We start from the raw sequence: 18,266 nt of genomic DNA on the forward strand, positions 1-18,266 counted from the left end.
CGCCGAAGGTTCCGGTGGTGAGCGTGGTTGTTGGCTGAACTGACTGATACATGCAATGACCTTTGTTTATTTCGCTGTTAGCGTAACTATCGCGTACAGTTATAGCGCTGGTGAGAGATTCTCTTCAATACACCAACATCAGTAGGTGCAACGTTAGCGTTGCGCCGGGATGATATTAAATACTGCCGAGCCCTTTCAGGAATTCCTCAACCTGCTCAGGCGTCGCCGTATCTGCCTGGTAAAGGATATCGAGCTTGACGTTCTTCAACCTGCAGAAGCCAAATACACCTTCGATAATCTGCGTTTGAATCGCCTTCGAATAGCCGTGTTTATCAAATCCGGTGAGATCGCTGCCGCCAGTGGCAATCAGGCGGACGGGAACATCCCGTAAGTTGCCCACAATCCGTCCGTCGTCGGCCACCTTATACGCCCAGTTCAGGGTTAATACACGATCGAACCAGCCTTTCAACAGCGCGGGGACCGACCACCAGTACACGGGGAAGACAAACACCAACATATCCGCTCGCTCGACGCGCTGCTGCTCGCGCAGAATATCGTCGGGAAGGGCGCTCGGATCGCCGTGATACAAATCAAGGTCGGCGCGAGACATGGCCGGATTAAACCCTTCAGCATGCAGATCTGCGATCTCAACCTGCGTACCTTGCTCGCGTAATTTTCCGGCAATATGGGTTGCCAGCGAATGGGATAACGAATTGTCGACAGGGTGAGCCGTCACGATCAGTGCGTTATTAATGGCATGTGTAGCAGACATAGCGACCTCAAAATGGGGGAGTAGTGATACCTATATTACTATTGGTAACTTAGGTGTCAATCCGCCCCCGACGATCATTTTGTGCTATGCGCGTAGGTCTCCAGCACGCCGGTCATGGCGCCGCTGAGCATATCTTCCGCAATATTTCGGGCGAGTACACCGTTGCCCGCCGCGGTGCTGAGCGCGTCCGCCGCGCCAATGATGGCCGTCAGTACCGCTTCCCCCTGAACGCCTTTTAAGACGATAAAAGGGGAAAGCGCGGTACGCAGGCAGTCGGCACATTCGGCCACGCATGCCTCACGAAACGTCTGCAACGCGTGGGAACCGGACAGCGCAGCCGCGATTGGCCCGGTTTCAGGCCCGGCAGTAATGGCGCAGTCGATATAGGCGGCACTGAAAAAGCGGATCGTCTTTTCCAGCGTTTTGCTGTCGACCGCCAGCGTCTCACGGAATTTCGCCAACTGCCGATCGCTATAATCCTGGTACAGCGCCATCAGCAACCCTTCACGATCGCCAAAGTGGTCATAGGGGATAGGCTTGGTCACGTTGGCCCGCTCGGCCAGGTAGCCAAGCGTCAATGCCTCCGTGCCTTGCTGGCGAACGATTCCGCGTGCAACCTCGAGCAGCTGCACGCGGCGGTCCTCTTTTCTTAAGCGCTTAACAACCATACTTTCCTCAAAACTGTTATCTACTCATGGTAGTTTACACGCTTTCTGCGGGGCGCTGCACGCGTTGTTCCACAGGGCGGATCCGGAACCATATCGCATACATCGCGGGCAGGAAGACGAGCGTGATGATCGTCCCGCCCAGCGTCCCGCCGATTAGCGTGTAAGCCAGCGTGCCCCAGAACACCGAATGCGTCAGGGGAATGAACGCCAGCACGGCGGCCATGGCGGTCAGCAGGACCGGGCGTGCGCGCTGGACCGTCGCTTCAACCACCGCCTGGAACGGCTCGAGACCGTCCTTCTGGTTATGATCGATTTGACCGATCAGGATCAGCGTATTGCGCATTAGAATGCCGGAAAGGGCGATCAAACCGACCAGCGCGTTGATGCCAAACGGCTGATTGAAAATCAACAGTACAGGCACCACGCCAATCAGCCCCAGCGGAGCGGTTAAGAACACCATCACCATCGCTGAGATTGAGCGCACCTGCAAAATGATGATCAGCAGCGTCAGGGCAATCATGATCGGGAACAGCGGCAACATGGCCTGCGTGGCTTTGCCCGATTCCTCAATCGAACCCGCCATGTCGATACGGTATCCGGCCGGCAGCGCATCAACGATCGGCTGGAGCTGCTTCATGATGGCGACCGACACATCCGGTGGCTGAAGATTGTTAGCGATATCCCCCCGCACGGTTATCGTCGGGGTGCGATCGCGACGACGCAGGATTGGGTCTTCCATACCAATCTCAATCTTGCCGATTTGAGACAGCGGAACGCGCTGTCCCGCATTGCCGACAAGGGTAAAGCCCTCGATTTTTGCCGGGTCAAGACGGATATCTCCCGCTGCGCGGCCAATCACCTCTACCGAGCGAATATCTTCCCGCACGGAGGTGACGGGCACACCTGAGAGCAGGAACTGAAGCTGCTCGGCAACGGCACTGGAGGTTAAGCCTGTCGCCTGCAGGCGGTTTTGATCGAGGGTGAAATGCAATACGGGAACGCGTGACCCCCAGTCGGTGTTGACGGTTCTCATCATCGGGCTTGCCTGGAGCACGGCTTTCACCTTATCAGCGATGTCATGCACCTGTTCGACATCCGGACCCGTCACGCGCCAGGCAACCGGGAAGGGCGAGTAAGGGCCAAACACCAGCTGGGTTACCCGCACGCGCGCTTCAGGCGCAAGGCCGTTGGCGACAGCTTCTCTCAGCCGGATCTTGAGCGCCTCGCGTGACGTCTCGCTGTCCGTCAGGATCACGATCTTCGCAAAAGACGGATCGGGCAGTTCAGGCGCCATCGCCAGATAAAAGCGGGGCGAACCCTGACCAATATAAGCAGTAACAATTCTGGCTTCAGGCTGCTGACCCAGCCACGCTTCTATTTTTGCCGTTGCGGCGCTGGTTTGCGCTATCGAGGTGCCGTAGGGCATCTGCACTTCAACCAGCACTTCCGGGCGATCGGAGGTTGGGAAAAATTGTTTTTTTACCAGCCCCATGCCGAGCACGGCCAGGATGAATATGGCGACCACAGCGCCGGCCACCCGCCATTTCCTGGCGATAACGCGGCCAAGCAGCTGGCGAAAACGGTTATAGCGAGGCGTGTTATAGATGGCGGCATGACCTCCTTCTACTTTGGGGATCGCCGGCAGGATCTTCACCCCAAGATAGGGCGTGAACACCACCGCGACAAACCACGATGCAATCAGGGCGAGGCCGACAATCCAGAACATATTGCTGGTGTATTCCCCGGCGGTCGACTGGGCAAAACCATTCGGCATAAAGCCAATGGCCGTCACCAGGGTTCCGGCCAGCATGGGCGCGGCGGTATGGCTCCAGGCGAAGGCCGAGGCTTTGATTCTGTCGTAACCTTCCTCCATTTTTACCACCATCATTTCGATAGCGATAATCGCATCGTCAACCAGCAGGCCGAGGGCGAGGATCAGGGAGCCCAATGTCACGCGGTCAAAGTTTATTCCCGCGGCTTCCATCACCACGAAGACGACCGCCAGCGTCAGCGGGACCGCCGCCGCAACCACCACCCCCACGCGCCAGCCCATGCTGACAAAACACACCACCATGACCACAAGCAGGGCGACGAAGAATTTAATCATGAACTCATCGACCGACGAGCGAATATTCACGGACTGGTCGGTGACTTTGGTCAGGGACATGCCAAGCGGCAGGCTATCATTGATTTTTGCCGTTTCCGCATCCAGCGCTTTACCCAGCTCCAGACCGTTCCAGCCTTCGCGCATCACGATGCCCAGCAGAAGGGCGGGTTCATGCTGATTACGTATCAGCATCGTCGGGGGATCTTCGTAGCCTCGCTCAACCGTTGCTACGTCGGACAGCTTGAGCGTTTTGCCCTGAGCAACAAAAGGCGTATCGCGGATTTTCTGCAGTTCATCGAACGCGCCGTCCAGGCGGATAAAAATTTGCGCGCCTCGGGTCTCAATGGAACCCGCCGCGGTTAACGCGTTCTGGCTGTTGAGCGCATTGAAAATATCCTGGGGTGAGAGCCCTATCGTCGCCAGACGGTCATGGGAGAAGGAGATATAAATCCGCTCGGCCTGTTCGCCGATAATGTTCACTTTCTTCACGCCGGGAACGTGCAGAAGCTGCTGGCGCAGGCCTTCGGCATCACGTACCAGCTGTCGCTGCGGTTCGCCTTTCGCTTTCAGGGCAAAGAGGGCAAAGGTGACATCCGAGAATTCGTCATTGATCATCGGGCCGATGACGCCCGCCGGAAGACGTTGAGATTCATCTCCAAGCTTCTTACGCGCCTGATAGAACTCCTCCTGCACTTCGGCAGGCGGGGTCTTGTCCTGCAATGACAACGTGATAAACGCCATGCCGGGACGGGTATAGGTTTCGGTACGGTCGTACCATTTAAGCTCCTGCAGGCGCTTTTCCAGCGGTTCGGCGACCTGATCCTGGATCTCCTGCGCGGTGGCGCCAGGCCAGACGGTTATCACCGTCATTTGCTTTACCGTGAAGGGCGGATCTTCCGCGCGTCCGAGCCCAAAAAAGGCGTAAATTCCGGCAATCGTGACCAGAACGATCAGAAACAGCGTGATGGAACGTTCGCGGACGGCCAGCGCTGACAGGTTGAAGCGGCTTCCGCTCATGGCGTGTTCTCCGTCAGGGCGGCATTGCGTTGTTTAGCAAGCCTGACGACCTCACCTTCGTGCAGAAGATGTGCGCCTAACGCAACAATTTTCTCACCGGGCTTCACGCCGCCCGTAACCTGCACCGCATCTTCACCCACGCTCAGCACCTTGACGGGCGTCCATGCGACTTTTGCCGGCTGGGCGGAAATACGCCAGACGCCGGGACCTTTTCCTGCATCATAGAGTGAAGCCAGCGGAACCTGCATGACCTGACCTTCCGCCTTATTGTCCTGAATGTTCAGCGTGACGGTCGCCCCCAGCGGCGCGTTTGCCAGCAGTCCATCCAGCACGTATCGGGCTTCATAAGTGCGGGTCGCGGCATCGGCAGAGTCAGACAGCAGGCGCAGCGTTGCGGTGACCGGGTTTTCTTCTTTGCCATAAAGGGTGGCCTGCGCCTCGCTGCCGACGGCAGGGCGCAGCGTTTCCGGAAGCTGCACGAGGGCTTCGCGTTGTCCCGCTCTGGCGAGCCTGATCACCACCTGTCCGGCACTGACGACCTGACCCGGCTCGGCGAGCGTCTCCATGACCACACCGTCTGAATCCGCCAGCAGTACGGCATAGCCCGTGGCGTTTTGCGCCACGTTGGCCTGGGCCCGGGCGGCGCTGAGATCGGCCCTGGCCGTATCGGCCGCCGCTTTGATCTGGTCATATTCCGAGGCAGATACGGCGCCGGACGCCACAAGGCCGCGATAGCGCGCTTCATCGCTGGAGGCTTTTCGCGCGCGCGCCTGGGCAGCATCTACCGCGCGCTGCTGCGCCTGAGCCTGTAATTTCAGGTCAACGGGATCCAGGCGCAGTAAGGGCTGGCCCTGTTTGACTGTCTGCCCCGTATCAACCAGTCGCTCAAGGATTTTTCCCTGAACCCTGAAACCCAAATCGCTTTGCGTTCTTGCGACCACAACGCCCGTGAAGGCGCGGGCGGTATTGTTCGCAAGCTCGACGGAAGCGGATCTGACGAGCGGTGGCTTTGTGCGCGGATCGTCACTCGCGGAAATATCGCCGCATGCCGCCAGGGCAAACGGCAGGAGACAAACGGCAACGTGGGCTGAAGTGAGCCTGAGCATGGGAAACCTTTTTGACGTAACAGGACGGTATCCGCATTCTCTGACTAGTGACCAAAAATGTCAATGGTCACAATTTAGGGGGCCAGGCTTCTTAAAATCAGTGAAGAGAGAAGCACCGCCGCGGTGGGGGCCATTTCGAGGTTGTACTGTAGCTGGATGGGATTGATAAAAGGACACATCACCATGTGGATAGCCTGTGTGACCTCGTCCAGCGGCGTTTTTCTCTCAAACTCTCCGGCCTGCCTGCCTTCGATAATGATGCTCTCAATCAGCTTCATCAGGCTTTCTGCATACCGTTCTGTCGACGGCCACTGCTCGCGTGCGGCGACGGCGGCAATGTCGTACAGCTTACGGTCGTGGAAAAACAGCTCGCTTCCCGCTTCGGTGAGCGCTTTGAAAAGACGGCGTAATTTTTCGCTTGCTGACGGCGCATCCTTGATGGCGGAAAGCACCGCCGCCATGATCAACTCCAGGCGGTTAGCGCAGATCACCTCGCCGATAGCCTGTTTGGAATCGAAAAACTTATAAATGTAGGACTTAGAAAAACCGATGGATTTAGCCAGCTCGGCGACGGTGGTTTTTTCATAGCCGTAGTGACCGAAGTGCTCAAAAGCGGCTTCGACGATTTGCTCTCTGACAGCGTGGTCAAGTGGACCACGTGCTGATGGGGGGTTCATATTTTTAGTCATTATTTAAGCTTAGCGTGACAGGCTACGATTAACAACGAGTGACCATTTCGTACTTTGGTTACCGTCATTCATCATGCGCCCTTCAGACGGGACGATCAACCAGGTGGGGGTAAGTGTATCACTGTTTTTCGTGCACTATGGCATCTATCTGTCTGCGATAAGCGAGGATTTCAGCGCAACTCCCTTGCACTGAACAGAGCCGTTTTTGCTTAAGCCGAGCGTGGACGCAATATTTTTTCAACGATGAGCACCAGACGCTTTCGCGTCACGAACCGGTGTAGCTGCCCCAGAAGCCAGTTACCGCATCCGGTAATCAGGGTGCTACGGTTACTCTCCACGGCCTTTAGCGCCAGGGCGACCACCTTGTCTGCGGGCATTCTTTTACCTACCGAGGCTTCCTCCGCATTCACCACATCAAAAAAGGCCGTATCCGTTGCGCCGGGGCAAAGCGCCAGAACGCGGATGCCCTTTGAGCGATATTCACCCCACAGCGCATTCGAAAACGAGAGCAGGAAGGCTTTGGTTGCGCCATAAATCGCCATATAGGGATCCGGCTGCATCGCGGCCGTTGAGGCCACGTTAATAATCACCCCCGAGCCTTTCTGGAGCATTCCCGGCAGCATGGCGTGCGTCAGCTCCACAGGGGCCAGGCAGTTCACGTTTATCTCATCACGCTGCCTGTCGATAGACAGCTTTTCGAATGGCCCATAGGTGGCGAACCCGGCGCAATTGATCAGAATGTCGGGGCAACGCCTTAAGGTTTCAAGCCGTTCCACAATGTGGGGAATGGCTTCCGGTTTCACTAAATCCTGCACAATAATCGTGATGGATACGCCATGCTTTCTGACTAACTCTGCGGCAAGCGCCTGCAGCTTTGGCTCGGAGCGGGCGATCAGGATCAAGGCCACGCCGCGGGCCGCGAGCTGCCTGGCGAAATCACGACCTATGCCCGAAGACGCTCCGGTAACCAGCGCTGTTTTTCCTGTATAATCAAAAGAATTCATATTTTTAATCCCGTTTCCCTAATGTATGCCGCACAGGATAAACCGTGCACTTAGGTACACGGTCAAGCGTGATTTTTACAAGGTGAGGGCGGCGCGATGCGAATTGGTGAACTGTGTGCGAAAACGGGATTGTCGAAAGAGACGGTGCGTTACTATGAGCGGCAAGGGCTATTAGAGAATATCCCGCAACCCAATCGCAGCAATAACTACAAAGTCTATTCCGCCGTCGATTTACAGCGTTTAAACATGATCAAGCATGCCAAAATGCTGGGCTTTACCTTAGCTGAAATTTCAGAGGTTTTAGCTGTCTGGGTTGACGACAAATTTACCGCTGAGCAAAAACAAGCGTCCCTGCGCCGCAAGCTGCAGCAGCTGGAAGAGAAAGAAGCGGCGTTAATTGAACTCAGGGCCAGGATAATCAATGCGATTAATAAGGTTGGTCAACCCTGTATCGACGAGTTTTGAACTGTGGGTGAGCGGAGGCCGCAAAACCGATGCGGCCTTATCTATCAGGCAGCCAGTTCAGGCATCTGCTCCTTCACGAAATTCAGTACTTTCTTCGCGTCCAGGGACGCATAGGGCAGACTCTCAATAATGGCGATTGAACGTGTATTACCCACCGTCTCTTTTATCTCATCGAGTTTGTACTGAATGTGCGGCGCGACGAGGAAACCATCGAAAGCGGGAGCGACACTGGCGAAGTTATCCAGCCCAACAGCGCTAATCATCAGCGGATAGCCTTCGCGTTCTGCCAGAGACTGCATCTTTTTGGCGAGAGAGTTTGCGGTATTACCAAACAAACAACAGATCAGAAGCTTTTTCATATTTTGTTCCTCCTGAAAACCGCTCTTAGGGTAGTCCTCAGGTTGTCACCGAAATGCGTGCTGTCTCTTATTTTGGCGACAAATTAATGCTCTCTTAGCCAGTCGAGAAAAAACTGGCTAAACGCAGTGACCTGAAGCGGCTGCAGCTTACGCTGCGGGTAAACAAACTGCAGCCCGACATCTTTGCGATCGTACCGACTAAATCCGGTGAAGCTGTCGGCAAACAGTACCGTGAGTCTGCCTGTATCAACATCGTCTTTTACATCCCACCACGATTTCCCCGCGATGCCAGCTCCGCTGAGCGCCCACTGGCGAAGCAATGCTCCGTCGTCGCACACCATGGCAGGCTCTACGCGTACAATGCTTTCTTCGCCATTGGTTTCAAAGCGCCATTCGTTCATCACCACACCCTGAGACTCAAGTGCCAGGCACTGATGCTGAGCCAAATCTGCAAACGTGGCGGGGATGCCGCGTTCGTTAAGGTACTCCCCGGAGGCGACCAGTACCCGATGGTTCGGGCGGATGTTTCTGACGACAAGGCTGCTGTCCGGCAGGTTGCCGAAACGCACGCTCATATCCAACCGGTTAGCGACCAGGTCCTCAACGTGTTCTTTTAGCGAGATGAAAAATTTAACGTCAGGATGGCATCGGGAGAATTCCACGACGGCGGGGCTAAGATACTGTCTGCCAAAGTCCGAGGGGGCAGAAAGGCGAATGTTGCCGCTGAGCACGCCTTCTTTTTGCGTCAGTAACGACTCGGCGTGATGCACCTCCTCCAGCACGCGCAGCGCGGCATGGTAAAACTCTTCCCCGGCGCGGGTCAGCGTGATGGACCGCGTTGAGCGGTGAAACAGACGGGTCTGGTAACGCTCCTCAATCGCCTTCAGCCTGGCCGTCATGGTGGCGGGGGAAAGCGACAGGCGTCGTCCGGCGGCAGAAAGACCGCCAGCCTCGGCCACTTCAACCAGTAATGCCATGTCTTCGAGTTTGCCCATTATTCATATTTTCCGAAAAGTGCATCTGCTTTTAGCGTAATTATCAAAACAAGATGCCGTCTGTAAAGTGATTTCATCCAAACCATAAGGGATGAAAACATGCAACGTACCTCACTTTTTGAACGCTACAGGCTGGGGCAGCAAGACCTGAAAAACCGTATCGTCATGGCGCCGATGACCCGCGCACGCTCCCTTCAACCGGGCAATATTCCCTCCACGCTGATGGCAGAGTATTACCGGCAGCGGGCCAGCGCCGGATTAATCATCACGGAAGCCACGCAGATCTCGCCTCAGGGCCAGGGATACTCATGGACACCCGGCATCCATTCGCCGGAGCAGGTTTCAGGATGGCAGCTCACGACGGGTGCCGTGCATCAGGCGGGCGGGATTATTTTTTCTCAGCTCTGGCACGTGGGGCGAATGTCGCACGCCCGTTTTCATCAGGATGGTCAGCCCGTTGCGCCGTCAGCACTGGCGCCGGACGCGCAGGTGTGGGTGGTGAATGAACAGGGGGAAGGCCAGATGGTTGACTGCCCGCAGCCGAGAACGCTCTCGCGCAAGGAGATTCACAGCATCGTCGCGGACTATCGTCAGGCGGCACTGAATGCCGTCCAGGCCGGGTTTGATGGCGTGGAGATCCACGGCGGAAACGGCTATCTGATCGACCAGTTTCTGCGTCAGACATCCAATAAACGCACGGATGAGTACGGCGGCACGCTGGCGAACCGGATCCGCTTTGCTCAGGAGGTGTTAAGCGCCATTGCTGAGGCCATTGGCCGCGAGCGTACGGGCATTCGCCTTTCCCCGTTTATTACCCAGCGCGGGATGAACGATCCGCAGGTGACGGAAGCCATTCTCGCGCTCGCGGCCTGGTGTGAGCAAAAAGGTATTGCTTTCATCCACCTGGCGGAAGCCGACTGGGACGATGCGCCGCAGGTACCTGAACAGTTCCGTCGATCCCTTCGCGAGACGTTTAGCGGAACCCTTATCGTTGCGGGTAACTATGGCCTTGAAAAAGCGGAAAAGATCCTTGCTGCCGGCTATGCCGATTTGATTGCCTTCGGACGACCGTTTATTGCCAACCCGGATTTACCGCACCGGCTGGCGCACCAGCTGCCTCTGGCCCAGGTGCGCGACCCCGCCACGCTGTTTGGCGGCACCGCGACGGGCTATACCGATTACCCCATTTACATCCTGCAGGAGGAAACGTTATGACCCGTAAAACCTTAATTATCGGCGGCGCGTCCGGCATCGGTTTCGCCGTGGGCAGCCTGCTTGCCGGGCGAGGCGAGGAAATTATTCTTGCGGGCCGCGACGGCGCGAAGCTGAACGCTGCGCGGCAACGGCTGAGCACCCACGCCGCCTCTGTTCACACCCTCGTGCTGGATATCAGCCGTGAGGCAGAGCTTGTCGCGCTCGGTGAAACGCTGGGTGAGGTCAATAATATCGTCGTTACCGCAGGTTCACAGGCTCCGGGAGGGCTTCTTTCCGGGCTTGATCTCCGCGCTGCAAGGCTGGCCTTTGATACAAAATTCTGGGGAAGCATCAATGTCGCCCGCTATCTCAGCGGGAACATCGCTCCCCGCGGTACGCTGACGTTCACCAGCGGGTTCGTGGCGCGTCGCACCGTGGCGGGCGCCATTGTTAAAACGACGATGAATGCCGCGATTGAGGCCGCGACAAAAGTGCTGGCGAAAGAGCTTTCACCGCTGCGCGTCAACGTCGTGAGTCCGGGGCTGACCGACACGGAGGCGTACGCGGGCATGGACTCCGCCGCGCGGGAAAAAATGCTCGCCGGTGCGGCGGAAACCCTGCCAGCCAAAGCCTGGGGAAGGGCGGAGGACATCGCGCAAGGGTATCTTTTCGCCATTGATAATCCCTTTGTCACGGGGTCGATCATTGATATTGAGGGCGGGGCGTTAATTAACTGACCCTCGCGGATTTGAACCGCAGGAAATCGACTGCGGGTAATGTAATACTCTATTGAGAAATATCATGAAATATACGACGTGTTTTCGTCCAGCTGTGGCGATGCTTATTCTTGCCGGTCTGTCCGGCACCGCATTTTCGGCGCAGCTGGAATGGCTTCCACCGAAACAGCTTATTGTTGATAATAGCCTGCCCCAGGCGCAATTAAGGGCGAATGAAGCCGTTGCCAGAGAATATGCAACGTTCTGGAATACGGGAGAAGAGTCCCTGGCGCGTGATGCGCTGGCAGTGAATTTCATCGATAAAACGCCTCCGGAAGGTCGTAAGCAAGGTCCCGAAGGCGCTATTTTAGCCTCCCGTGCGTTTCGTACAGCCGTGCCTGATTTACGCTGCGACGTTGAGCAAATGATTATTTCAGGCAATCGCGTGGTCTCGCATTTACATTTTCACGGCACATTCACCGGGACATTTGGCAAGCTGAAGGGAAAGGGGCAGAAAATAGATTTTATCGCCACGGATATCTATGAGATCGCTGACGGCAAGATTGCGGCTAACTGGCATATTGAGGACAACCTGACGCTGATGAAACAGCTGGGCGCATTGTAAATTCACCACTCCGGGGCGGCCCGGAGTGATGCGAAAATCCTATAAGCCAAGATCGCTCAGCGAAGGGTGATCGTCCGGGCGTCTGCCCAGCGGCCAGTGGAACAGCCGCTCGGATTCTTTTATCGGCATATCGTTTACGCAGGCAAAGCGGCGCTTCATCAACCCGTCCGGCTCAAACTCCCAATTTTCATTGCCATACGAGCGGAACCAGTTGCCGGAATCATCGTGCCATTCATAGGCATAGCGCACCGCGATCCGGTTATCCGTAAATGCCCAGAGCTCTTTAATCAGACGATAGTCCAGCTCTTTTTTCCATTTCCGCTCCAGAAACGCCCGGGCTTCTTCACGGTTAGTGGCGAACTCCGCGCGGTTGCGCCATTGGGTATCCAGCGTATAGGCCAGCGCGACCTTCGCCGGGTCGCGGCTGTTCCAGCCATCTTCTGCCAGTCTGACTTTTTCGATGGCGCTTTCACGCGTGAAGGGCGGTAAAGGAGGACGTGTGTTCATGGCGATTACCTCAGTGTTATATGATGTAGACAGGTCTGTCTACATGCGGTAATCTATGCCTGTAAAATAACGCTGTCAACATCCGTTTTGAGGCTACCCAAAAGTGAAAACAGAATCCGCAGGCAACGATACCAAAATCAGCGTCAGAGATAAGATATTACTTACGGCGCACGATCTGTTTTATTCCACAGGCTTCAGGGCGACGGGCGTGGATACGCTGATTAAAGCATCGAAGGTGACGAAGGTGACGTTTTATCGCCATTTTCCGAGTAAAAGTTTACTTATTCTCGCCTATCTGCGCTATCGGCACGAAATATGGATTGGCTGGTTTGAATCCACGCTGCGTCGACATCTTGATGAAGGTGAAATACCTTCTGATGCGATATCGGCAACGCTTTACGAATGGTTTATTTCGCCTGAGTTCCACGGCTGCGCATTTATTAATGCCAGCGCTGAGGCAAAATCGGAAGATATTGAAAGCGAAATAAAAGAGATATGCCGCGATCATAAAATCGAAACAAAGAATATTATTGCGTCGCTGACGAAGATCGCTGATGAGCGCGTCGTCAATGAAATCATGCTGCTCATTGACGGTGCCATTATTCATGCGCAAATGGGCATGGAGACGGATGATGTCATCACTCCGTTGAAGCGGGCATTAGCCGGGTTAATGGGATTTCCCCTTAACCCTCGTCGCGACGGCTGATAAACGTTTTTAGCATTTCTCCGGCACTATGAATATGTCGCACGACTTCAGCTCGTGCATTCCCGGCATCCCGTTCCCTGCAGGCTGTAAGGATACCTGCATGGTCATCCTGAAAAACCGGTGTTGCGGAAAGGAGCTTTCGCTGAAGGTATTCATACCGCTCTATCTGATAGCGGGTATCATTAATCAGCCTCAGCAGGCGTTGGTTTTTGCACCCACTGTAGACAAGATCGTGGAACTCCCGGTTAAGTGTGCCCTGCATGTCAAATTCAGTCGTTCTGGCGAGAAGCGTATGCGTAAGTTCGGCCCTCGCCAGCGTATCAGAGCTCAGGTTTTTCACGCTTTGAAAGACGGCTTCCCCTTCCAGTAAGGCACGCAGGGAGTAAATCTCATCCAGATCATCAACAGAAAGCGTTCTGACAACAGCGCCGCGGTTCCTGAAAATTTCCACCAGCCCATCGCGTTCAAGCTGCCTGATTGCTTCTCTCATTGGGATTCGGCTGACAGAAAAATGACTGGCAAGATCCCTTTCAACAAGCCTCTCTCCATCACGCAGACGACCGCTGTTTATCATCTTTCTTAATTCACTGGCGAGCACGTCCGGGGTCGAAAGGGCGTTAAGCTGCATACTGTTTCTCCTGAAAATATGGAATAATGGTATACCATCTGATAGCTTACGTCGAGACAGGTGATTGCGAACAAATATCGCCAGCAAAATCCATCGGATATCATTATCGGGAGCATCAAGATGAGCCGTCGTGAGCATCATTATCAGGTTAAGGTCGAGTGGAAAGGGAACAAAGGTCGGGGGACGGAATCCTATAAAGCCTACGATCGTCTTTATGACATCACGGCGGGTGATAAATCTCCGATTTCAGGTTCATCAGACCCTGCATTTCTGGGGGATGCATCATGCTGGAATCCTGAAGATCTTCTTGTCGCGTCAGCCTCTGCCTGTCACAAATTATGGTATTTGCATCTTTGCGCGGAAGCGGGGATAAGCGTTTATACCTATATTGACCGGGCGGAAGGAACGATGTGCGAAGGAGAAAAGGGGTGTTTCACCTCTATTGTCCTGAAGCCTCAAATCACGCTTCGCCCAGGGGATGATATCGATCGCGCTGTGGCACTTCATCACCGCGCGCATGAGCTCTGCTTTATTGCTAACTCACTGAATTTCCCAGTGACCTGCCAGCCAACCATACTGCATAGCGCCCGTTCATCCGTCGATGAACAATAACGCTAAGCGTTGCATAACCTTCAACCGGGAATGAGTAAATGGCTTCTAACCGTACTTTCGCTCTCGATATAAGCTGGAAAACGCTGCTGAAAGACGCGGGGCTTGAGCCAGAACGCATTCTCCGCAGGGCAGGATTACCTGACGATCTCTTTTTGCAAAAAGCGCGCGGACTCGATACGAATGAATACATTCGCTTCTGGAACGCGCTGGAGGCTGAAACGAACGATCCTGCCTTTCCCGTCCCGCTCATTGAGTTGATCTCTGCGGATGTGTTTGATCCGCCCCTTTTTGCCGCACTGTGTAGCAGCAATATGATGCAGGCTGTCCAGCGTCTGGCCAGATATAAACAGCTTATTGCTCCCATGGTTCTGGAGACAACGGTCGACCAAAACGGCAACCTTACCGTCTCACCGCGTTGGCTTTTTGCGACAACTATTCCGCCGTTTCTCCAGGTGGCAGAGCTGGGCTTCCTGCTCAAGCTTCTGCGGCTGGGAACTCGCGAACCGGTTAACCCCTTACGGATCTGCGTTTCTGCGCTACCGTCATCGGTTCAGAACAGCCACTTTTCGCGTTTCTTTGGTGCTGACGTGCAATACGGAGAACAGCCCGCCATCAGCTTTTCCGCAGCCGATGCGCTTCGACCCTTTTTAACGGTCAATGAGGGGATGTGGCAGGTATTTGAACCGGAACTGCAGCGTCGTCTCGGTCAGTTAAATGAACGGGCTTCAACCGCCGAGCGCGTACGAGCGGTACTCCTGGAGCTAATTCCCGGTAACGAAGCGACTATTGAAAAAGCGGCTGAGCGTCTGGGAATGAGTAAACGCACGCTGCAGCGAAGGCTTGAGCAGGAAGGGGAAAACTTTCGCAACCTTGTCAACGCGTGTCGAGAACACCTGGCCCGTCATTATCTTCGCAATACGCGTCTTTCCGGGTATGAGATCGCGTTTTTGCTGGGTTTCGAAGATCCTAACTCATTCTATCGCGCATTTATGACCTGGACGGGCCAGACTCCAGAAGCGGCCAGGACAGCCATGCGTCTTGAGTAAACACGTGCGTATGTATCGCTCTGATGGCGTAGTTTGCGAGTCATATGGCGCGATACGCTAGTTAACATGAGGTCAAAGGAGAGCAAACTAGCCACAGTCTACTTACCGAGGTATCTATGTTTACTCAGGACAAAAAAACTGCGCTGGTCACCGGTGCATCGTCAGGTATGGGCAAAGCCATCGCCCGTCGTCTTATTCAGGATGGCTATCAGGTTTACGCTGCTGCCCGTAGCGTTGAGAAAATGCACGATCTCGCCCAGCTTGGCGCGTACCCTCTGCGTATGGATATCTCACGTGATGAAGACATTGTGGTTGCCGTGAATACCATCATGTCGCAGACAGGTGGGGTTGACGTACTGGTCAACAACGCGGGTTTTGGGCTCTATGGACCGGTAGAAGAGATCGGTATTGATGAAGCTCGCTATCAGTTTGAGGTTAACGTGTTTGGTGCGGCCCGCCTTACGCAACTGCTGATCCCGGCCATGCGTGCCAGACGCAGCGGTTACATTATTAATATCACCTCTATGGGGGGTAAGATTTACACCCTTCTGGGAGCCTGGTATCACGCAACGAAACATGCGCTTGAGGGATGGTCTGACTGTCTGCGTCTTGAAGTGGCTGAATTTGGCATTAAGGTTGTGATTGTTGAACCGGGTTTAATCGAGACAGGCTTTGGTGATGTGGTCAGCGGCAATATAGTTAAACGTTCAGCAAATGGCCCTTACGCTCGCCTCGTGGAGAAGGTGGCTAAATCGGTCAAAAATGCATACGGAAATGGCAGAGGCAGCGACCCGAAGGTGATTGCGGACGTGGTTGCACGCGCCGTTAAAAGCCCTCATCCGCGTACACGCTATGCAGCCGGCAAGTATGCAAAGATGCTCATCCGTATGCGTCTCTGGTTGGGAGACCGTCTGTTCGATCGCGTTATTCTTGGCCAGACGCTATGACCCAGGCGCCGAGGATGAAAACATCCTCGGCGTCAGTATGTGCCATTACACAAGGCTGTAAACCCCCGCTCCCCAGTAACCGGTACCCGGGGAAGTCTGTTCTTTCCAGCCTGATGCGATCAGTTCCTTCGCAATCAACCGATTGATCATCCCGTGCCCCATGAGCAAGACGGGGCCGTCAGAGTCCTTCGCGACATTCACCAGGATTTCTGCCGCCTTAACGGCACGTTTTTTTGCGACGCTCACGCACTCTGCCTCGCCAGACAGGCCGCAGAGCCAAAGAACGCGAAACAGCGCTGCCCAGTAAAAAGGCGATAGCCGTAACCCCGGAATACGGAACACCGGCAGTTCTGCTTCCCGAAAAACCTCATCAATTAAACCCGGTTCACACCCCAGCGTTTTCAACGATGAAAGGGCTCGCGGGAGAGGGCTGCTGAGAAACGTGAGCGCACGGTACGCCTGAATTTGAGCCCTTTCAGGCGGCCTGTCGTTGCCCGTCGAAGAGAGGTTATAGCTGTCGATCCATTCGGTCATTTCCCTGTACGAGACCCTTGGCGCCCCCCTGTAATGGGGTTCTCCATGCCGCATCAAAATAATTTCCATACGTTCTAATCGCAAGTCCTGGTCATCCACTCAACACAGGCAGACTAGCGCGATCGGGTGAGGGTTTTCACCCACCCGTTTTGGTGTGTCGGGCGAGATCCATAATATGCGGGCTGTACTTAACGTCGTTCACCGCAATAATATATGCGGCAAGAATGTAACTGTTTTGTCTTTCTCGTTTCGCACGGCATCACACCTAAAGCGGTTAGTAAGGATACCCTCCATGTCTCTTCGAATTCGACAGGCCACCGGGGCCGATTCAACGCTGTTAAGCGAGCTGGGATATCGCATCTATCCCGCCCATTTTCAGCATCTGTGGGTGTCAGAGGCAGAGATGAAGGATTTTCTGCACGGAGAGTACGCGCGTTCTGTAGTTGAACAGAGCCTGAAAGATAACGCGGTTTCCTGGTATGTTGCAGAGACCGATCGGCCAGTGGGATTCATGAAAGTGACCTGGGAAGCCATGCTTCCAGAAACGGACAAGAAGGGTGTTCTCCTCAACAAGCTCTACCTTGATCCCGCCGCAACCGGCAAGAACTATGGTCAGGTGATGTTCAACAACATCGCAGACATGGCCCGGAGCAGGGGGAAAGACTACCTCTGGCTGGAAGTGCTTGAGCAGAACGCGGGAGCGTACCGGTTCTACCAGAAGCAGGGCATGCTCTGCGTTAAGAGCGTCCTTTTCGAAACCGCCTCACAGCAGAGCATTCTCAGGATTATGGGGATGCCTCTTTAGACAGCGTGTCATGCTGTGCCAGCGATAGCGCGCTGGCACTGGCGGGATCGAACAGCGAGAGGCTCTCAATCTGATTGAGTAAAATCACCTTCCGGAATGACATGGCGCTGCGGGGTTCCGAGTCGAGCGTGATGTCATGCTCCGCATACCACCTGCTGTAATTATTCTCGATGCGAAAGTTCATCGTCTTCGCGTCTCTGTACCCGCTCAACATAGGGATCAGCACGATGTTGGCCGTTTTTTCATATTCCAGCGTCGCGGTGTGGATCATACCCACGTAAATCCGCCTCGAGCGCAGCGTGACCTGCGCCAGCTCGCCTTGCTCCATACACTGGTACAGCAACTGTTCAATACCGCTCGACTGCGCCAGGCGTTTGTAGAGCTTTTTCCGGTTCTCGCCGTCCAGCCTGGCGCTGCCCGCCCAGTTAGAACGGTAGAGACAAAACAGGATGGCAAACGCCAGCATCACGACCACCGGCGCCTGAATGCCTAAAAAGCTCCAGTTCATAAAGTCGATTTGCCAGTCGGTGTATTTCGGTGAGGCAAAGTGAAAAGCGTTGTTGGCGGCGGAAAGGGCGAGCAAGAGTAGCCAGAGCAGGCCGGTAGCAATCACACCCTGCAGAACGAAAATACAGCCGTAAAGCGCAACGAGAAAATAGACATCCCAGCCGAAGGAACGCTTGATTTTAAAGCGGGTCGACAGGTCGCGGCTGGTGTACCAGTACCCGCATACCATCAGCACCATAAATATCGCCGTTCCCATA

General features: G+C 54.9%; 21 protein-coding genes. 9 read left to right on the forward strand and 12 right to left on the reverse strand.

What is annotated here, in order from left to right:
- Positions 1-175: 175 nt before the first annotated feature.
- The 6 genes from AC4IC4_RS10775 to AC4IC4_RS10800 form a co-directional block, all read right to left on the reverse strand.
- Complete coding sequence (locus AC4IC4_RS10775) at positions 176-772, reverse strand: NAD(P)H-dependent oxidoreductase (RefSeq protein WP_491472725.1); 597 nt, start codon at positions 770-772, stop codon at positions 176-178.
- 74 nt (positions 773-846) lie between these two features.
- Positions 847-1,440, reverse strand: coding sequence for a TetR/AcrR family transcriptional regulator (locus AC4IC4_RS10780; protein ID WP_491472726.1), 594 nt, complete (start codon positions 1,438-1,440; stop codon positions 847-849).
- Between the two features lie 34 nt (positions 1,441-1,474).
- The gene (locus AC4IC4_RS10785) at positions 1,475-4,564 is read right to left on the reverse strand and encodes an efflux RND transporter permease subunit (RefSeq protein WP_491472727.1); all 3,090 of its coding nucleotides are present in this window, start codon (positions 4,562-4,564) and stop codon (positions 1,475-1,477) included.
- Positions 4,561-5,670 (reverse strand): efflux RND transporter periplasmic adaptor subunit, encoded by a 1,110-nt coding sequence (locus tag AC4IC4_RS10790; RefSeq protein ID WP_491472728.1) that lies wholly within the window; start codon positions 5,668-5,670, stop codon positions 4,561-4,563. The genes AC4IC4_RS10785 and AC4IC4_RS10790 overlap by 4 nt, the downstream gene beginning before the upstream one ends.
- A gap of 74 nt (positions 5,671-5,744) precedes the next feature.
- Positions 5,745-6,359 (reverse strand): TetR/AcrR family transcriptional regulator, encoded by a 615-nt coding sequence (locus AC4IC4_RS10795; protein ID WP_024908014.1) that lies wholly within the window; start codon positions 6,357-6,359, stop codon positions 5,745-5,747.
- Between the two features lie 209 nt (positions 6,360-6,568).
- A complete protein-coding gene (locus tag AC4IC4_RS10800) occupies positions 6,569-7,363 on the reverse strand; it encodes an SDR family NAD(P)-dependent oxidoreductase (RefSeq protein WP_491472729.1) in 795 nt (264 codons plus the stop codon).
- A 96-nt stretch (positions 7,364-7,459) separates the two neighbouring features.
- Between AC4IC4_RS10800 and AC4IC4_RS10805 the strand changes: the two genes are divergently transcribed.
- Positions 7,460-7,828: a MerR family transcriptional regulator gene (locus tag AC4IC4_RS10805; protein ID WP_417927340.1), complete on the forward strand. Its 369-nt coding sequence runs from the start codon at positions 7,460-7,462 to the stop codon at positions 7,826-7,828.
- A 44-nt stretch (positions 7,829-7,872) separates the two neighbouring features.
- Here the strand turns inward: AC4IC4_RS10805 and AC4IC4_RS10810 are convergent, their stop codons facing one another.
- Both AC4IC4_RS10810 and AC4IC4_RS10815 read right to left on the reverse strand, forming a co-directional pair.
- Complete coding sequence (locus AC4IC4_RS10810; protein ID WP_213329343.1) at positions 7,873-8,187, reverse strand: PTS sugar transporter subunit IIB; 315 nt, start codon at positions 8,185-8,187, stop codon at positions 7,873-7,875.
- Between the two features lie 83 nt (positions 8,188-8,270).
- On the reverse strand, positions 8,271-9,182 hold the full coding sequence (locus AC4IC4_RS10815; protein ID WP_491472730.1) for a LysR family transcriptional regulator: 912 nt from the start codon (positions 9,180-9,182) through the stop codon (positions 8,271-8,273).
- 99 nt (positions 9,183-9,281) lie between these two features.
- Here AC4IC4_RS10815 and AC4IC4_RS10820 point away from each other — a divergent pair, with 99 nt between their 5' ends.
- The 3 genes from AC4IC4_RS10820 (at position 9,282) to AC4IC4_RS10830 (ending at position 11,717) form a co-directional block, all read left to right on the forward strand.
- Complete coding sequence (locus AC4IC4_RS10820; RefSeq protein WP_491472731.1) at positions 9,282-10,397, forward strand: alkene reductase; 1,116 nt, start codon at positions 9,282-9,284, stop codon at positions 10,395-10,397.
- Positions 10,394-11,113, forward strand: a complete 720-nt coding sequence (locus AC4IC4_RS10825; RefSeq protein ID WP_061715230.1) for an SDR family oxidoreductase — start codon at positions 10,394-10,396, stop codon at positions 11,111-11,113. Before AC4IC4_RS10820 ends, AC4IC4_RS10825 begins: the two co-directional genes overlap by 4 nt.
- Before the next feature lie 64 nt (positions 11,114-11,177).
- A complete protein-coding gene (locus AC4IC4_RS10830; protein WP_491472732.1) occupies positions 11,178-11,717 on the forward strand; it encodes an ester cyclase in 540 nt (179 codons plus the stop codon).
- 39 nt (positions 11,718-11,756) lie between these two features.
- Here AC4IC4_RS10830 and AC4IC4_RS10835 read toward each other — a convergent pair whose 3' ends face one another.
- Positions 11,757-12,224, reverse strand: a complete 468-nt coding sequence (locus AC4IC4_RS10835; RefSeq protein WP_032645324.1) for a nuclear transport factor 2 family protein — start codon at positions 12,222-12,224, stop codon at positions 11,757-11,759.
- A 103-nt stretch (positions 12,225-12,327) separates the two neighbouring features.
- Between AC4IC4_RS10835 and AC4IC4_RS10840 the strand changes: the two genes are divergently transcribed.
- Positions 12,328-12,930, forward strand: coding sequence for a TetR/AcrR family transcriptional regulator (locus tag AC4IC4_RS10840; RefSeq protein WP_491472733.1), 603 nt, complete (start codon positions 12,328-12,330; stop codon positions 12,928-12,930).
- Here the strand turns inward: AC4IC4_RS10840 and AC4IC4_RS10845 are convergent.
- Entirely contained in the window at positions 12,908-13,558 is a 651-nt protein-coding gene (locus AC4IC4_RS10845) for a GntR family transcriptional regulator (protein WP_491472734.1), read from the reverse strand. The genes AC4IC4_RS10840 and AC4IC4_RS10845 overlap by 23 nt on opposite strands.
- A gap of 120 nt (positions 13,559-13,678) precedes the next feature.
- On the opposite strand from AC4IC4_RS10845, the gene AC4IC4_RS10850 reads away from it, so the two are divergent.
- From AC4IC4_RS10850 to AC4IC4_RS10860, 3 genes are all read left to right on the forward strand, one after another.
- Positions 13,679-14,170: an OsmC family protein gene (locus AC4IC4_RS10850; RefSeq protein WP_491472735.1), complete on the forward strand. Its 492-nt coding sequence runs from the start codon at positions 13,679-13,681 to the stop codon at positions 14,168-14,170.
- A gap of 38 nt (positions 14,171-14,208) precedes the next feature.
- The gene (locus tag AC4IC4_RS10855; protein ID WP_491472736.1) at positions 14,209-15,216 is read left to right on the forward strand and encodes an AraC family transcriptional regulator; all 1,008 of its coding nucleotides are present in this window, start codon (positions 14,209-14,211) and stop codon (positions 15,214-15,216) included.
- Positions 15,217-15,332: 116 nt separating this feature from the next.
- Entirely contained in the window at positions 15,333-16,163 is an 831-nt protein-coding gene (locus tag AC4IC4_RS10860) for an oxidoreductase (protein ID WP_047748967.1), read from the forward strand.
- Positions 16,164-16,208: 45 nt separating this feature from the next.
- Here the strand turns inward: AC4IC4_RS10860 and AC4IC4_RS10865 are convergent, their stop codons facing one another.
- Positions 16,209-16,751, reverse strand: a complete 543-nt coding sequence (locus tag AC4IC4_RS10865; protein ID WP_491472811.1) for a histidine phosphatase family protein — start codon at positions 16,749-16,751, stop codon at positions 16,209-16,211.
- A gap of 238 nt (positions 16,752-16,989) precedes the next feature.
- On the opposite strand from AC4IC4_RS10865, the gene AC4IC4_RS10870 reads away from it, so the two are divergent.
- Positions 16,990-17,502 (forward strand): GNAT family N-acetyltransferase, encoded by a 513-nt coding sequence (locus AC4IC4_RS10870; RefSeq protein WP_032647040.1) that lies wholly within the window; start codon positions 16,990-16,992, stop codon positions 17,500-17,502.
- Here AC4IC4_RS10870 and AC4IC4_RS10875 read toward each other — a convergent pair.
- Positions 17,483-18,265 (reverse strand): hypothetical protein, encoded by a 783-nt coding sequence (locus tag AC4IC4_RS10875; protein ID WP_491472737.1) that lies wholly within the window; start codon positions 18,263-18,265, stop codon positions 17,483-17,485. The genes AC4IC4_RS10870 and AC4IC4_RS10875 overlap by 20 nt on opposite strands.
- Position 18,266: the final 1 nt, after the last annotated feature.

This window comes from Enterobacter sp. Taxon_2 (genome assembly GCF_058355295.1).

What these genes read in the sequence shown, in the direction of transcription:
- AC4IC4_RS10775 (WP_491472725.1), bottom strand. Translation starts at nt 772, where the DNA reads ATGTCTGCTACACATGCCATTAATAACGCACTGATCGTGACGGCTCAC.
- AC4IC4_RS10780 (WP_491472726.1), bottom strand. Translation starts at nt 1,440, where the DNA reads ATGGTTGTTAAGCGCTTAAGAAAAGAGGACCGCCGCGTGCAGCTGCTC.
- AC4IC4_RS10785 (WP_491472727.1), bottom strand. Translation starts at nt 4,564, where the DNA reads ATGAGCGGAAGCCGCTTCAACCTGTCAGCGCTGGCCGTCCGCGAACGT.
- AC4IC4_RS10790 (WP_491472728.1), bottom strand. Translation starts at nt 5,670, where the DNA reads ATGCTCAGGCTCACTTCAGCCCACGTTGCCGTTTGTCTCCTGCCGTTT.
- AC4IC4_RS10795 (WP_024908014.1), bottom strand. Translation starts at nt 6,359, where the DNA reads ATGACTAAAAATATGAACCCCCCATCAGCACGTGGTCCACTTGACCAC.
- AC4IC4_RS10800 (WP_491472729.1), bottom strand. Translation starts at nt 7,363, where the DNA reads ATGAATTCTTTTGATTATACAGGAAAAACAGCGCTGGTTACCGGAGCG.
- AC4IC4_RS10805 (WP_417927340.1), top strand. Translation starts at nt 7,460, where the DNA reads ATGCGAATTGGTGAACTGTGTGCGAAAACGGGATTGTCGAAAGAGACG.
- AC4IC4_RS10810 (WP_213329343.1), bottom strand. Translation starts at nt 8,187, where the DNA reads ATGAAAAAGCTTCTGATCTGTTGTTTGTTTGGTAATACCGCAAACTCT.
- AC4IC4_RS10815 (WP_491472730.1), bottom strand. Translation starts at nt 9,182, where the DNA reads ATGGGCAAACTCGAAGACATGGCATTACTGGTTGAAGTGGCCGAGGCT.
- AC4IC4_RS10820 (WP_491472731.1), top strand. Translation starts at nt 9,282, where the DNA reads ATGCAACGTACCTCACTTTTTGAACGCTACAGGCTGGGGCAGCAAGAC.
- AC4IC4_RS10825 (WP_061715230.1), top strand. Translation starts at nt 10,394, where the DNA reads ATGACCCGTAAAACCTTAATTATCGGCGGCGCGTCCGGCATCGGTTTC.
- AC4IC4_RS10830 (WP_491472732.1), top strand. Translation starts at nt 11,178, where the DNA reads ATGAAATATACGACGTGTTTTCGTCCAGCTGTGGCGATGCTTATTCTT.
- AC4IC4_RS10835 (WP_032645324.1), bottom strand. Translation starts at nt 12,224, where the DNA reads ATGAACACACGTCCTCCTTTACCGCCCTTCACGCGTGAAAGCGCCATC.
- AC4IC4_RS10845 (WP_491472734.1), bottom strand. Translation starts at nt 13,558, where the DNA reads ATGCAGCTTAACGCCCTTTCGACCCCGGACGTGCTCGCCAGTGAATTA.
- AC4IC4_RS10850 (WP_491472735.1), top strand. Translation starts at nt 13,679, where the DNA reads ATGAGCCGTCGTGAGCATCATTATCAGGTTAAGGTCGAGTGGAAAGGG.
- AC4IC4_RS10855 (WP_491472736.1), top strand. Translation starts at nt 14,209, where the DNA reads ATGGCTTCTAACCGTACTTTCGCTCTCGATATAAGCTGGAAAACGCTG.
- AC4IC4_RS10860 (WP_047748967.1), top strand. Translation starts at nt 15,333, where the DNA reads ATGTTTACTCAGGACAAAAAAACTGCGCTGGTCACCGGTGCATCGTCA.
- AC4IC4_RS10865 (WP_491472811.1), bottom strand. Translation starts at nt 16,751, where the DNA reads ATGCGGCATGGAGAACCCCATTACAGGGGGGCGCCAAGGGTCTCGTAC.
- AC4IC4_RS10870 (WP_032647040.1), top strand. Translation starts at nt 16,990, where the DNA reads ATGTCTCTTCGAATTCGACAGGCCACCGGGGCCGATTCAACGCTGTTA.
- AC4IC4_RS10875 (WP_491472737.1), bottom strand. Translation starts at nt 18,265, where the DNA reads ATGGGAACGGCGATATTTATGGTGCTGATGGTATGCGGGTACTGGTAC.